Source organism: Streptomyces sp. NPDC001204, from assembly GCF_053598035.1.
Genome location: NZ_JBSFJL010000001.1, coordinates 145,953 through 160,168 on the forward strand (window position 1 = coordinate 145,953; position 14,216 = coordinate 160,168).

The following is a 14,216-nucleotide window of genomic DNA, read 5'->3' on the forward strand; positions in this document are numbered from 1 at the left end:
TGGACTGCTCGGGGAGCGGGTGCTACTCCGGGGTCTCCTCGAGTGCGTGGGCCACGAGGGCCAGCAGGGTCTCGATGGCCGAGATCCGGCGCCGCGCGTCCATGATCATGACAGGTATGTGTGGGGGTATCGTGAGCGCCTCGCGCACGTCCTCCGGGTCGAACTGCTCGCTGCCCTCGAAGTGGTTGACGGCGACGACGTACGGCAGCCCGCAGCTCTCGAAGTAGTCGAGCGCCGGGAAGCAGTCCTTCAGACGGCGGGTGTCGGCCAGGACCACGGCACCGATCGCGCCGCGCACCAGGTCGTCCCACATGAACCAGAACCGCTGCTGGCCCGGCGTGCCGAACACGTAGAGCACGAGGTCGTCGTCGAGCGTGATCCGGCCGTAGTCCATGGCGACGGTGGTCGTCACCTTGTCCGGCGTTTCGGTGAGGTCGTCGGTCTCCTCGCTCGCCTCGGTCATCAGCGCCTCGGTCTGCAGCGGCGTGATCTCCGAGACGGCGGTGACCAGCGTGGTCTTGCCGACGCCGAAGCCGCCGGCCACCACGATCTTCGTGGCGACCGGGGCACGGGTACGGTCCGTCTGCCAGGCCTGCGGGGCCTCGTCGGCCTCGACGAGCGGGGGGACGCCCACGGCGGCGTCAGAGACGGCGGAGTCCACTCAGCACCCTTTCCAGCAGCGCGCGGTCCGGCCGGCCCGTGCCATGACCGGTTCCGGTTCCGTACACACGGATCTTTCCCTGGTCCGCGAGGTCGCTCAGGAGCACGCGGACCACGCCGAGCGGCATCTTCAGCAGCGCGGCGATCTCCGCCACCGTCCGCATCCGGCGGCACAGTTCGACGATGGCCCGCACCTCGGGCATGCCCTGGTTGGCGAGCGAGCCGTTGGTCAGCTCCTTGCGCTCCTCCGGGGCCTCCAGCGCGGCCACGAACGTCTCCACCAGGAGGACGTGACCGAAGCGGGTACGGCCGCCGGTGAGCGAATAGGGGCGTACGCGGGAGGCCTTGCGGTCGCCGCCGCGAACGGGGAGCTGCCGTTTGGACGTACCACTCATCGGGCCGCTCCTTGGGTACTCCCGTCGGTTTCCAGGGACTTGCGCAGCTCACTGCGGAGTTCCGGCGTCAGGACGTGTCCGGCGCGGCCGACGAAGAGCGCCATGTGGTAGGCCACGACGCTCATGTCGCACTCCGCGGAGCCGTGCACGCCGAGCAGCGACCCGTCGCTGATCGACATGACGAACAGGCTGCCCTCGTCCATCGCGACCATCGTGTGCTTCACGCCGCCGGAGTCCATCAGCTTGGCGGCGCCGAGGGTGAGGCTGCCGATGCCGGAGACGATGGTGGCGAGGTCGGCGGCGGAGCCGCGTGGACCGGTGCGCGTCTCGCGGGCCTGGCGGGCCTCGTCGTTGCGGCCGGGGTCCGAGGAGAGGAGCAGGAGCCCGTCGGAGGAGACCACGGCCACGGATTCGATGCCGGGGACCTCCTCGACGAGGTTGGTCAGCAGCCAGTGCAGGTTGCGGGCCTCACTGCTCAGTCCGAAGGTACTGGGCGCGGTCAACTGCTTGCCTCCTCGACTGTGCCCCCCGTGTTCTGGTCGGCGATCTCCGCCTCCGCCTCGCGGTACCCCTCCCGTGCTCCCCGGTGGAAGCCACCCAGGCGGCGACGGAGTGCCTCGGCGTCCACGGAAGCGCTGCGCTGGCGCGGGGCCGGGGCGGGGGCGGATATCTTCGGGGTCCGCTTGGGCAGGCCCTTGGCGGTGACCTCGTCCTCCGACGCATCGGGGGTCCGGTGGTGTTCCGCCTCGGCTTCGCCGACGGCGGGGGTGTTCTGCTGCGGGGGCAGTGTGGTGCGGGCGGCCTCGGCGCCGCCTTCGGCCGGTTCGCTCGCGGCCGCGGTGCCCGTGAGGGCTTCCCGGTCGGGTGCGGACGGCTCCTGCGGGGCCTGCTCGACGTCGGTGGTCACGGGGTGCGGGCGCGCGGGATCGGGCTCCCCCGCGGGCGACGGGAGCAGGAGTTCCATCGTCGTCTCGGACAGCGATGCCGGTTCCGCGTCCGCCGGGCCCTCGTCCGCCGGTTCCCCGGTGGCCGGTCCCTCGTTCGCCGGCTCCTCGTGCGCCGCGTCCCCGCCGGCCGGTTCCTCGTTCGCCGCCTCCGCCTCGCGCACGGCCTTCTCGGCCAGCGCGACCAGGGGGTCGGCGCCCTCGGCACGGGCGGGCAGGACGTTGGAGTTGGCCTCGGCGTCGGCGCCGGGCAGGGAGACCGCGGGGGCCTCTCCGGGGGCCGGGGCGGAGTCCGCGACGGCGGAGGCGGGCGCGGTCGCCAGCACGGACTTGGGGACGACCACGACGGCCGCGATGCCGCCCTGCTTCTGCTCGCGCAGCTGCACACGCACACCGTGCCGGTGGGCGAGGCGGGCCACGACGTACAGGCCGAGCCCCAGACCCTGGTCGCCCTCCTTGTCATAGGCGGACTTCGGGTCGAACTCGGTGAGACGGGCGTTGAGCCGGGTCAGCCGCTCCTCGGGCACGCCGATGCCCTCGTCCTGGACGGAGAGCATGACCTCGCCGTTCTCCAGGAGCCAGCCGGAGACCTCTACGGGCTGGTCGGGCGGGGAGAACGAGGTGGCGTTCTCCATGAGTTCGGCCAGCAGGTGGGACAGGTCGTCCGCCGCGAAGCCCGCCACGTGCGTGTGCGGCGGCAGCGCGGCGATGCGGACGCGCTCGTAGCGCTCGATCTCGCTGACCGCGGCGCGCACGACGTCGACCAGCGGGACCGGTCCGGCGTGCTGCTGGACGTGCTCGGAGCCGGCCAGCACGAGGAGGTTCTCGCTGTGCCGGCGCATGACCGTGGCGAAGTGGTCGAGCTTGAAGAGGGTGGACAGCCGGTCCGGGTCCTGCTCGCGGTCCTCCAGGCCCTCGATGACGGTGAGTTGCCGTTCCACCAGGCCGAGCGTGCGCAGCGCCAGATTGACGAAGCTGCCGCCTATGCCGCTGCGCAGCCGCTCCAGCTGGGCGGCGGAGTCGGCGAGTTCGGCACGCAGCTCCTCACGGGCGTCGGCCATCTTCTGGCGCTGGCCGACCAGGTGCTTGCGGTCGGTCTCCAGGGTGGCGATCCGCTCGGCGAGCGCGACGGCCTGCGCGTGCAGGGTGTTGACGGAGCGGACGACCTGTGCGAACTCGTCGTTGCGACCGGTGAACTTGACGGGTTCCTCGGTGACCGGGTCCTGCGCGCCGGCCAGCCGGGCCGAGCCCAGGCGCAGCACCGCGAGCGGCCGGGTCAGGGTGCGGGCGAGCCCGGTGGCGATGCCGATGGTGACCAGCAGCAGGGCGCCGAGCAGGGCGATGCGGATCTCCAGCGCGGTGACGTCGTCGTCACGGAGCTGCGCCAGGTCCTTGGTACGGCGGTCGTACAGGGAGGACTCCGCGCCGCGCATCAGGTCGAGGCGGGCGCTGAGCGCGGCGTCGGCCTTCTTGACGCTGGTGTCCAGGTCGCTGTCGGAGAGCGTCGGCTGCTGGGTGAGCGAGGCGAGGTACTTCTCCGCGCTGTCGACCTCGGCCCCGCTCACCGTGGAGTCGTACGACGTGCGGGCCGCCTGCGGCGCGTTGTCGCGGAAGCCGGCGAGGGCGGCGTCGGAGCGCAGCCGGGCCTGCTGGGCGGCGGCGCTCAGAGCGTCGCGCTGCTTGGTCTCGGCCTCCGAGGAGGTGTTGGCCTGCGTGGGCAGGCCGGTGACGGGGCTGTAGACGGTCTGCGTGGTGTACGGCACGTTCAGCGCCGCGAGCAGCAGCCCGCGGGCCGCGGCGGCCTGCTGGACGGCGGTGTCGAGCTCGGCGAGCGCGTGGGCGCCGGAGGCGGCCCGGGTGGGCATCCGCTCGGCCAGTTGTTCGGCCAGCTTGTGCAGGTCGGTGATGGCGGTGGAGTACGCCTGGTGGACCTGGAGGGCAGTGCTCTGCCCGGTGAGCGCGGAGCGGCGTACGGCGGCGATGCCGTCGAGGTCCTTGCGCAGCCAGGCCGGCATGTCCTGGTCGGCGCGCAGCTCGTCGACCTGGCGGTCCACGCGGGTGCTGCGCTGCTCGGAGGGCGCCTTGGACCCGGGGCGGCCGGCGGCGACGTAGGAGGTGACCTCGTCGCGCTCGTCGGCCAGCGAGTGGGCGAGGGTGAGCGCGTCCTGGGTCTGCCCGGCGAGCGTCACCAGGTTCTGGGTGTCGCTCACCTGCCCGGAGGCGGCTATCAGGGAGGGCGCGCCCGCGCCCGCCACCGCGGCGGCCACGACGGCGACGGCGGCGATCAGACGGTTGCGCACATGCGTGGGACGGCCCTTGCCGACGGGGGTGACGGGGGGCGTGCCGGGCGTCTGCGCCGGGTCTCCTGCCATGGCCGTCTGCTTGCCTGCGCGCCGAGGCCGCTTCTTCTGCACCGGTGCTCGCATTCCTGTACTCGTGTACTCATGGGCCCGGGTGGTGCCCCGTCAGCTGGCGCGGACAGGTGCGCACACCCTCCCCACGCTCTCGACTCCGCTCGAGCAGGGGGGACCTGCATCGGTTCCCGACCCTCCCAGTGCCGGTGGGCGGTGGTCCTGCATCGTCCGACCGGCCACCCGAAGGAGTGAACCCCGGAGGGGAGTTGGCGGGCAAGTTCCTCCGGCGCGTGCACGGGCACGGTGCGGTGGGCCGGTTGGACGTCTGCGGCGGGCTTTGGCAGTATTCGCCGCCACGTCTTGCCGGAGTGATCCAATTGCGCCCAAAACAGGCGGCTGACCTGCGTCGCCGCGTCGATTCCCGGACGGTTGCCACCCTTTCGCAGGGCTTGTGAAGGGCTCGTGCAGACTGGCCGGATGCGCACTGAGGTTGTTTCGGAGCCCGGCCGTCCCGACTGCCCCAACGAGGACTTCGCGAGTATCGGACTACCCGCGTCTGGACAGGGTGGTTGCCTTGTCGTCCTGGACGGGGTGACACCACCGCGGACCGGCACGGGGTGTTCGCATTCGGTCTCCTGGTTCACCGCGCGGCTGGGCGGCGCACTGACCGAACTGACGGTTTCCTGCCGAGATCTGACGCTGCCGGAGATTCTTTCGCGGGCGATCCTCCGTACCGCCGAGTCACACGCTCCCACCTGTGACCTTTCTCACCCGCGTACACCTCAGGCGACCGTCGTCCTGGCCCGCTGGTCGGCGGAGACGGTCGAGTACCTGGTGCTGTCCGACTCGGTCCTGCTGCTGGAGTCCCCCGACGGCCCGGTCACCCCGGTCCTGGACGACCGGCTGGCCCGGCTGCCCCGGGCCTCGCTCGCCACGGACGCGCTCATCGACGCCGTCGTGCGCAACAAGGAGGGCGGCTTCTTCACCGCGGCGGCGGATCCCTCGGTGGCCGCCCGCGCCGTGACGGGCGGCGTGCCGCGCGCCGAGGTCCGCGCGCTGGCCGCGCTGACGGACGGCGCGGCGCGGTGGGTGGAGAAGTTCCACGCGGGCGACTGGGCACGGTGCCTCGGTCTCGTGCGCGAGGAGGGGGCGGGCTCGCTCGTGGGCCGGGTGCGGGCCCTGGAGGCGGCCGACAAGGAGGAGCGGACGTATCTGCGCCGCAGCAAGACGCACGACGACGCGACGGTGGTGTTCGTGGAACCGTGAGCGCCGGGGCCGTGGGCCGGCTACTTCTCCGTGACTTCGTTCAACTCGTGGAGCAGCCGGGCCAGTTCGGCCACCTCACGGCGGTCCCAGTGGGCGAGCTGGCTGACGTAGCGGGCGCGGCGGGCCTCGCGCACCTGGCCGACCCGGCGGCGGCCGTCGTCGGTGAGGGCCACCAGCCAGGCCCGGCCGTCGGCGGGGTCCGGTTCCCGGGCGACCAGGCCGAGTTCCTCCAGGGCGTGCAGCTGACGTGACATGGTCGCCTTGCCGACGCCGATGTAGCCGGCCAGCTCCGTGGCGCGCTGGCGGCCGCACTCGTCCAGGCGGACCAGCAGTCCGTAGGCGGCGGGCTCCAGGTGGGGGTGGACCTCGCGGGCCATCTCGCCCTGGTTGGCCCGTGCGCGCCGCAGCAGCACCGTCAGTTCCCGTTCGAGGGACAGGAACTCCCGGTCCGCGCCGCTCGGTGCGCGGCCGGACGCGACCTCACGTCCGGCGTTTGCGTCTTCGTGCACGTCAGCCCCTGCCTGAAGGTTTCCCGGTCCTGAAAGTTTCCGCCAGTCGGCACCATCACCGCAGCTCCGCCAGTATTTCGCAGGCGTAGACCATCGGCAGACTCCGGGCCCCCTTCCCAGGCGCCGGTCTACGTGCGTAGCTTCTTTGCCAGGCAATTACCGGCATGCTCACGTCACTGCTGTCGCCCGTGGTCGCGGGCCGGCGTGGCCCTGCTCGTCAGCGCGACCGGGACATACCCGTGACCGGGACATGCCCGTATCCCCCCACCGAGCACCACCGAGCTTCGGAGGCACGTCATGTCCGTGCACAGATCCGGAACGGCCCGCGTACGGCGGCTCAGCGCCGCGGGAATCCTGCTCGCCGCGTTCTCCCTGCTCCTCACCCTCCCCTCCGCCGCCGCCACCGTGCCCGCGCGCGGCTCCGCCTACATGGGCATGGGCGTCGTGCCGCACGACGGCCAGGGCGGAACGCCGGCCGGCGGGGACGCCACCCAGACCGAGGGCGTCGACGTGGCCAGCTACCAGGGCAACGTCGCCTGGTCCACGCTGTGGAACAGCGGCGTCAAGTGGGCGTACACGAAGGCCAGCGAGGGGACGTACTACACGAATCCCTACTTCGCCCAGCAGTACAACGGCTCGTACAACGTCGGCATGATCCGCGGCGGGTACCACTTCGCGACCCCGGACACCACCAGCGGCGCCGTCCAGGCCAACTACTTCGTCGACCACGGCGGCGGCTGGTCCCGCGACGGCAAGACCCTGCCGGGCGTCCTGGACATCGAGTGGAACCCGTACGGGGCCTCCTGCTACGGCAAGACGGCGAGCGCCATGGTCGGCTGGATCGCCGACTTCCTGAACACCTACAAGGCCCGCACGGGCCGGGACGCCGTGATCTACACGGCCACCAGCTGGTGGACCGAGTGCACCGGCAACTACGGCGGCTTCGCCGCCAACAACCCGCTGTGGATCGCCCGTTACGCCTCCGACCCGGGCACCCTGCCGGCCGGCTGGGGCTACTACACCATGTGGCAGTACACGTCGTCCGGCCCGACGGTCGGCGACCACGACAAGTTCAACGGCGCGCTCGACCGCGTACAGGCACTCGCCAACGGCTAGCCCTCCGCCAACTCCCCGATCGCGGGCAGGGGGTCGCCCCCGACCGGGGCTCGGGGCGCTCCCGGCGCAAACGCGGCGGCCCGCACCAGGAGCGCCCCGGGACACACGAATCCCCCGCCGCCCCGGGGCTTGTGGGCTCGACCGGAGCCCCCCGGGGGGGACTGCGGGAGTACCGGGGCGTGACGGTTCAGCCGGAGAACCCGCCGTGGCCGTACAGCCGGGAAAGCCCGGGCACGGCCACACGGCCGCAGGCTCGCCGCGCTCGGCGGCCGGGTCTCGCGGCCGGTCGTGGTGGCCTGCCGGCGGGCGAGGGCGGCCGGCGGGCCAAGGTGGGCCGTACTCACGCACCGGGCGTGGGGTTCGGCCGGGAAGGACCCGGCCGAAACCCACGCCCCAGTGAACCGCTCACCGCACGGCGGCACTACGCGGCGGCCGGGATCTCCGTTGACGCACCGTTCGTCGCGGGAGTGAGGGCCAGTTCCAGGACCTGGCGGACGTCGGTGACGGCGTGGACGTCGAGCTTGTCCAGCACCTCCGCCGGGACGTCGTCCAGATCGGGCTCGTTCCGCTTGGGGATGACCACCGTCGTCACACCCGCGCGATGGGCGGCGAGCAGCTTCTGCTTGACGCCGCCGATGGGCAGGACACGCCCGGTCAGCGAGACCTCGCCGGTCATCGCCACGTCCGTGCGGACCAGGCGGCCGGACAGGAGCGAGGCGAGCGCGGTCGTCATCGTGATGCCCGCGCTCGGACCGTCCTTCGGCACCGCGCCCGCCGGGAAGTGGATGTGCACACCCCGGTCCTTCAGGTCGCCCACGGGCAGCTCCAGCTCGGCGCCGTGGCTGCGCAGGAAGCTCAGCGCGATCTGCGCGGACTCCTTCATCACGTCGCCCAGCTGACCGGTCAGGGTCAGTCCGGCCGCGCCCGTCTCCGGGTCCGCCAGGGACGCCTCGACGAAGAGGACGTCGCCGCCGGCCCCGGTGACCGCGAGGCCCGTCGCCACGCCCGGCACGGACGTACGCCGCTCGGCCGGGTCCTGGGCGGACTCCGGAACGTGGTGCGGGCGGCCGATCAGCCCCCGCAGTTCACCGTCGGTGACGGTGAACGGCAGGTCCCGCTCCCCCAGTTCGTGCTGCGCCGCGATCTTGCGCAGCAGCCGTGCGATGGACCGCTCCAGGGTGCGCACGCCCGCCTCGCGCGTGTACTCGCCGGCGAGCCTGCGCAGCGCGCCCTCCTCGATCGTCACCTCGTCCCGGCGCAGGCCGGCCCGCTCCAGCTGGCGCGGAAGCAGGTGGTCGCGCGCGATGACGACCTTCTCGTCCTCGGTGTAGCCGTCCAGGCGCACGATCTCCATCCGGTCGGCCAGCGCCTCCGGGATCGCCTCCAGGACGTTGGCCGTGGCCAGGAAGACGACGTCGGACAGGTCCAGCTCCACCTCCAGGTAGTGGTCCCGGAAGGTGTGGTTCTGCGCCGGGTCCAGGACTTCGAGCAGGGCCGCGGCCGGGTCGCCGCGGAAGTCGGAGCCCACCTTGTCGATCTCGTCCAGCAGGATCACCGGGTTCATCGACCCGGCCTCCTTGACGGCACGCACGATCCGCCCGGGCAGCGCGCCGACGTACGTACGCCGGTGGCCGCGGATCTCGGCCTCGTCGCGGACGCCGCCCAGGGCGACGCGCACGAACTTCCGTCCCATCGCGTGGGCGACGGACTCGCCGAGGCTGGTCTTTCCCACACCGGGCGGCCCGACGAGCGCGAGCACGGCACCACCGCGCCGCCCGCCAATCACGCCCAGGCCCCGGTCGCCGCGCCTCTTGCGCACCGCCAGGTACTCGGTGATCCGCTCCTTCACGTCCTCCAGGCCCGCGTGCTCGGCGTCCAGGACCGCCTTGGCACCCTGGATGTCGTAGGCGGAAGCGCTGTCATCGGTTCGCTCGTTCCACGGCATGTCGAGGATCGTGTCGAGCCAGGTGCGGATCCAGGAGCCCTCGGGGGAGGCGTCGGAGGCGCGCTCCAGCTTGTCGACCTCCTTGAGCGCGGCTTCCCGGACCTTCTCGGGCAGGTCGGCGGCCTCGACGCGGGCGCGGTAGTCGTCGGACTCCTCGCCGTCGCTCTCGCCGTTCAGCTCGCGCAGTTCCTTGCGGACGGCCTCCAGCTGGCGCCGCAGCAGGAACTCGCGCTGCTGCTTGTCGACGCCCTCCTGGACGTCCTTGGCGATGGACTCCGCCACGTCCTGCTCGGCGAGGTGGTCGCGCAACTGCTGGGTGGCGAGCTTGAGCCGGGCCACCGGGTCGGCGGTCTCCAGCAGCTCGACCTTCTGCTCGGTGGTCAGGAAGGGCGAGTAGCCGGAGTTGTCGGCGAGCGCGGAGACGTCGTCGATGGCCTGCACGCGGTCGACCACCTGCCAGGCGCCGCGCTTGCGCAGCCAGGCCGTGGCGAGCGCCTTGTACTCCTTCACCAGCTCGGCGACCTGGCCGGGCAGAGGTTCGGGCAGGTTCTCCTCGATCCGGGTCCCTTCGACCCACAGCGCCGCGCCGGGACCGGTGGTCCCGGCACCGATCCGCACACGTCCGCGACCGCGGATGAGCGCGCCCGGGTCACCGTCGGCCAGCCGGCCCACCTGCTCGACCGTGCCCAGCACACCGGTTCTGGCGTACGTCCCCTCGACCCTCGGGACCAGCAGCACCCTGGGCTTGCCGGGCTCGTCCCGCGCGGCGGCCTGCGCGGCCTCCACCGCGGCCCGTACCTCGGCGTCGCTCAGGTCCAGCGGAACCACCATTCCGGGCAGCACGACCTCGTCATCGAGTGGCAACACGGGCAGGGTGAGCGGTGTGAAGGCAGTGGACTCAGCAGCCATGATCTCCCCTTCGGCAGTCAAGTTGAGCTATGCCGACTCAATGCACGACGCCGGTCGATTGTTCCCCGGCATCTGTTCGCTCTGAGCGATCGGGCATCCACAACCAGCACACAGGGAGAAAGAAGGGAGAAAGAAGGGAGAAAGAAAAGAGGAGGAGAGAGGGGAGAGGAAGGGGAGAGAGGAGAGGGGCAGGGAGCCAGAAGAGGCTCAGCCCGTCCCCGGCGCGGCACCCGTCTCCGCGAGGCGCACCCGCCGCCAGCGCCGCATCACCGGCCACGTCGCCACACCGAGCCCCACCGCGATCAGATGGCCGCAGCTCGTCATCGGATCGTCGAACGTGGCCAGGTCCTGAACCAGCATGCCCACGAACACGGTGAGCAGGGGCCAGCGCAGCCAGGGCGTGAGCAGGCCGGCCAGGGCGCCGAGACTGGCCGCGACACCGAAGCTGATGCCGTAGTCGAGGCGGTGCGCCGCACTGTCCGGCAGACGGCCCGTGAGCACCGCGAGCCCGATGGGGACCTCGGTGGCGAGGGTGGCCAGCACGTGCCCGAACAGGAACACACCGGCGGTGCGCAGACCGCCTATCCGGCGTTCCAGCGCGGTGAGCACCAGCAGGAAGCACAGGGAGTACGCCGACACGACGCCGCCCGCGATCCACAGCGCACTGGCCGGCAGCACCAGCAGGGGCGCCCGCACCAGGTGGGCGACATCCGTGCTGGAGCTCTGGCGCAGGGCGTCCACCACCGCGGGATCGGCGTACCGGGCGACGAGCGAGGTGACGGCGAGCAGGGCCGCGTACCCGAAGGTGAAGGGGGTGCCCACGGGCGTGGGCAGCAGCCGCCAGGGGCGCGGACCGCGCAGCCCCCGGAGTCCCGCGGCAGACCGCGCCGGGCGGGCCGGTTCCGCGCGCACGCCTTCCGGGACAGTGCCGCGCGCCCGCTGCTGCGGCATCCCGGCCGGCGCCCGCGGCACCTCCACCGGAACGCCGGCCACGACCGCGTCCGCGCCTCTGTCCGCACCGTCGTCCACGACGGCGTCCGGAGGCAGGGGCCCGCCCGAAGGTGCCGGCGGGCCCGAGGGGCCGGCCGTCGCGGTCCGTTCCACGGTGCGGCACTCCTTCCGTCGCGCCCCACACTTCGCATCCCTGGCGCCCCTGTCCATGACTGGCGCCACCCACGCGACAATTCTCAGCAACCTATTAGGTTCCCGGCCACCCCAGCTACCCCGGCTACCCCAACGATCCCAGCGATCCCAGCGATCCCAGCGACCCTGGCCCTCCGCCGACGAGCGCGGCACGCTCGCACACGGGTGTCACCCCTAATTCATGTGGCCGTACGGGTCCGTTGGGGCAGGATGACCCCATGACCGGCTCGTACGACGCCCCCGAGGTGCTGGACCGCCGCGAGGGCCCCCACGGCGAGGTCGTGCTGCGCCGGCACGGGGCGCTGCTGCAGATCATTGCCAACGGCTGCTTCCTGATGGACACCTCCGACGGGCGCTCCGAGCGCCTCCTGGTCGACGCGGCGCTCGCCGCGCTGCCGGAGCGGCGGGCACCGAGCGTGCTGATCGGCGGCCTCGGCGTCGGCTTCTCACTCGCGCACGCCGCGGCGGACCCGCACTGGGGCCGGATCACCGTTGTCGAACGCGAACGCGCGATCATCGACTGGCACCGAGGCGGCCCCCTCGCCGAGCTGACCGCCGGCGCGCTGGCCGACCCGCGCACCGAGGTCGTCGAGGGCGACATGATCGCCTACGTCAATGAGACATCCGACACGTTCGACGCGCTGTGCCTGGACATCGACAACGGCCCCGACTGGACGGTCACCGACGACAACCAGGAGCTGTACGGACAGGCCGGACTGGCAAGCTGCGCAAGGGTGTTGGAGCCGGGCGGGGTACTCGCCGTATGGTCCGCGAAGCCATCTGCGGAATTTGAAGGAACCTTGCGGAATGTCGGATTCCGACAGGTGCGCACCGAAGAGGTCCCCGTTGCCCGGGGCGTTCCGGACGTCGTGCACCTCGCGGTCCGACCTGGATAGCAAAGGCGTGGGGAGTCCCCGTACGCTGCTCCCTTGGCGCCGATCATTCAAGCGTCAATCGCAACTACGCGCAGTCAAGGAATCACCCCACGGATTCCGGAAAGCACACTCAGGGGCGGGCGATGGAGCAGACACACACCGCGCACAACGGCACGACGGCCACCCCGGGCGCCCAGCGCCGGGTCCTGGTGGTCGAGGACGACCAGACCATCATGGATGCCATCGCCACCCGTCTGCGCGCCGAGGGATTCCTCGTGCAGACCGCGGGCGACGGCCCGGCCGCCGTGGACACCGCCGAGGCCTGGCAGCCGGACCTGCTGATCCTCGACATCATGCTGCCTGGCTTCGACGGCCTGGAGGTCTGCCGCCGCGTGCAGGCCCAGCGCCCGGTGCCGGTGCTGATGCTCACGGCGCGCGACGACGAGACCGACATGCTGGTCGGCCTCGGGGTCGGCGCCGACGACTACATGACCAAGCCGTTCTCGATGCGGGAGCTGGCCGCACGCGTGCATGTGCTGCTGCGCCGCATGGAGCGGGCCGCGCTGGCCGCGGCGACCCCGCGCAGCGGCATCCTGCGCCTGGGCGAACTGGAGATCGACCACGCCCAGCGCCGGGTGCGCGTGCGCGGCGAGGACGTCCACCTCACGCCGACGGAGTTCGACCTCCTGGTCTGCCTGGCGAACACCCCGCGCGCGGTGCTCTCGCGCGAGCAGCTGCTGGCCGAGGTGTGGGACTGGGCGGACGCCTCCGGCACCCGGACCGTGGACAGCCACATCAAGGCACTGCGCCGGAAGATCGGCGCCGAGCGGATCCGCACAGTGCACGGCGTGGGCTACGCGCTGGAGACACCGACACCGTGAGCGACGGGCCGGCCGCACGGAGGGACCAGGGCGAGCCCTGGGGTGGCGTTCGCCCGTTCTCGATCAAGACCAAGCTCGGCGCGCTGGTCGTCATATCGGTGCTGATCACCACCGGTCTGCTGATGATCGCGGTGCGCACGGCGACCGAGCTGCGCTTCATCACGGTCTTCTCGATGATCGCCACGCTGCTCATCACGCAGTTCGTGGCGCACTCGCTGACCGCGCCGCTGGACGAGATGAACACGGTGGCCCGCTCGATCTCGCACGGCGACTACACGCGCCGGGTGCGCGAGAGCCGCCGGGACGAGCTGGGCGACCTGGCCCAGACGATCAACCGCATGGCCGACGAGCTGGCGGCCCAGGACCGCCAGCGCAAGGAGCTGGTGGCGAACGTCTCGCACGAGCTGCGCACGCCCATCGCGGGCCTGCGCGCGGTGCTGGAGAACATCGTCGACGGGGTCACCGAGGCCGATCCCGAGACCATGCGCACGGCGCTGAAGCAGACCGAGCGGCTCGGCCGGCTGGTGGAGACGCTGCTGGACCTGTCCCGCCTGGACAACGGCGTGGTGCCGCTGAAACTGCGCCGCTTCGAGGTGTGGCCCTACCTGTCGGGCGTGCTGAAGGAGGCCAACATGGTCGCCTCGGCCCGCGCGGGCATCGCCTCCGACTCCGGCAGCCACTCCCGTACGGACGTCCATCTGCACCTGGACGTCTTCCCGCCCGATCTGACCGCGCACGCCGACCCCGAGCGCATCCACCAGGTGGTCGCCAACCTGATCGACAACGCGGTCAAGCACAGCCCGCCGCACGGGCGCGTGACGGTGAAGGCGCGGCGCGGCCCGCAGCCGCAGTCGCTGGAGCTGGAGGTCCTGGACGAGGGGCCCGGCATCCCGCGCTCGGAGTGGCACCGCGTCTTCGAGCGTTTCAACCGGGGCGCGGTGAACCGGCCGCACGGCCCGGGCAGCGACGGCGGCACCGGACTCGGCCTGGCGATCGCCCGCTGGGCGGTGGATCTGCACGGCGGCCGGATCGGGGTGGCCGAATCCGAGCGGGGCTGCCGGATCCTCGTCACTCTTCCGGGCCTGCCCTCTTTGCCAAGTTGACGTAAAGTTCGATCACGAACCCCAAGATCCACGAGCATCCGCGCAGGCGGACACGTGTGATCAGGACGGGGCCTGCATCCCATAAGGGTCAGGCCCGGGTCCCCCCTTCCCTGGCG

General features: G+C 71.9%; 12 protein-coding genes. 5 read left to right on the top strand and 7 right to left on the bottom strand.

Annotated features, from left to right (window positions below; all coding sequences use genetic code 11):
• Positions 1-22 precede the first annotated feature (22 nt).
• Genes ACWC91_RS00680 through ACWC91_RS00695 form a run of 4 tightly spaced genes read right to left on the bottom strand, consistent with a single transcriptional unit; the run spans position 23 to position 4,371 of the window.
• Entirely contained in the window at positions 23-661 is a 639-nt protein-coding gene (locus ACWC91_RS00680; protein WP_225075544.1) for a GTP-binding protein, read from the bottom strand.
• Positions 642-1,055, bottom strand: coding sequence for a DUF742 domain-containing protein (locus ACWC91_RS00685; protein ID WP_225075543.1), 414 nt, complete (start codon positions 1,053-1,055; stop codon positions 642-644). Before ACWC91_RS00685 ends, ACWC91_RS00680 begins: the two co-directional genes overlap by 20 nt.
• Positions 1,052-1,558 (bottom strand): roadblock/LC7 domain-containing protein, encoded by a 507-nt coding sequence (locus ACWC91_RS00690; RefSeq protein ID WP_225075542.1) that lies wholly within the window; start codon positions 1,556-1,558, stop codon positions 1,052-1,054. The genes ACWC91_RS00685 and ACWC91_RS00690 overlap by 4 nt, the downstream gene beginning before the upstream one ends.
• Complete coding sequence (locus tag ACWC91_RS00695) at positions 1,555-4,371, bottom strand: sensor histidine kinase (protein WP_376505529.1); 2,817 nt, start codon at positions 4,369-4,371, stop codon at positions 1,555-1,557. Before ACWC91_RS00695 ends, ACWC91_RS00690 begins: the two co-directional genes overlap by 4 nt.
• A gap of 459 nt (positions 4,372-4,830) precedes the next feature.
• On the opposite strand from ACWC91_RS00695, the gene ACWC91_RS00700 reads away from it, so the two are divergent.
• Positions 4,831-5,619 carry a protein phosphatase 2C domain-containing protein gene (locus ACWC91_RS00700; protein ID WP_225075540.1) on the top strand — a complete coding sequence of 263 codons (789 nt, stop codon included), beginning with the start codon at positions 4,831-4,833 and terminating at the stop codon, positions 5,617-5,619.
• A 20-nt stretch (positions 5,620-5,639) separates the two neighbouring features.
• Here the strand turns inward: ACWC91_RS00700 and ACWC91_RS00705 are convergent, their stop codons facing one another.
• Positions 5,640-6,128, bottom strand: coding sequence for a MarR family winged helix-turn-helix transcriptional regulator (locus ACWC91_RS00705; protein ID WP_450640809.1), 489 nt, complete (start codon positions 6,126-6,128; stop codon positions 5,640-5,642).
• Between the two features lie 297 nt (positions 6,129-6,425).
• Here ACWC91_RS00705 and ACWC91_RS00710 point away from each other — a divergent pair, with 297 nt between their 5' ends.
• Positions 6,426-7,244, top strand: coding sequence for a lysozyme (locus ACWC91_RS00710; protein ID WP_225075538.1), 819 nt, complete (start codon positions 6,426-6,428; stop codon positions 7,242-7,244).
• Positions 7,245-7,665: 421 nt separating this feature from the next.
• Here the strand turns inward: ACWC91_RS00710 and lon are convergent, their stop codons facing one another.
• Both lon and ACWC91_RS00720 read right to left on the bottom strand, forming a co-directional pair.
• Positions 7,666-10,098, bottom strand: coding sequence for an endopeptidase La (lon, locus tag ACWC91_RS00715; RefSeq protein WP_281156886.1), 2,433 nt, complete (start codon positions 10,096-10,098; stop codon positions 7,666-7,668).
• Positions 10,099-10,305: 207 nt separating this feature from the next.
• Positions 10,306-11,202 (bottom strand): rhomboid-like protein, encoded by an 897-nt coding sequence (locus ACWC91_RS00720; RefSeq protein ID WP_376505532.1) that lies wholly within the window; start codon positions 11,200-11,202, stop codon positions 10,306-10,308.
• A gap of 257 nt (positions 11,203-11,459) precedes the next feature.
• On the opposite strand from ACWC91_RS00720, the gene ACWC91_RS00725 reads away from it, so the two are divergent.
• The 3 genes from ACWC91_RS00725 (at position 11,460) to ACWC91_RS00735 (ending at position 14,100) form a co-directional block, all read left to right on the top strand.
• The gene (locus tag ACWC91_RS00725) at positions 11,460-12,137 is read left to right on the top strand and encodes a spermine/spermidine synthase domain-containing protein (RefSeq protein WP_225075535.1); all 678 of its coding nucleotides are present in this window, start codon (positions 11,460-11,462) and stop codon (positions 12,135-12,137) included.
• 122 nt (positions 12,138-12,259) lie between these two features.
• On the top strand, positions 12,260-12,997 hold the full coding sequence (locus ACWC91_RS00730; RefSeq protein WP_225075534.1) for a response regulator transcription factor: 738 nt from the start codon (positions 12,260-12,262) through the stop codon (positions 12,995-12,997).
• The gene (locus ACWC91_RS00735; RefSeq protein WP_141358458.1) at positions 12,994-14,100 is read left to right on the top strand and encodes a HAMP domain-containing sensor histidine kinase; all 1,107 of its coding nucleotides are present in this window, start codon (positions 12,994-12,996) and stop codon (positions 14,098-14,100) included. Before ACWC91_RS00730 ends, ACWC91_RS00735 begins: the two co-directional genes overlap by 4 nt.
• Positions 14,101-14,216: the final 116 nt, after the last annotated feature.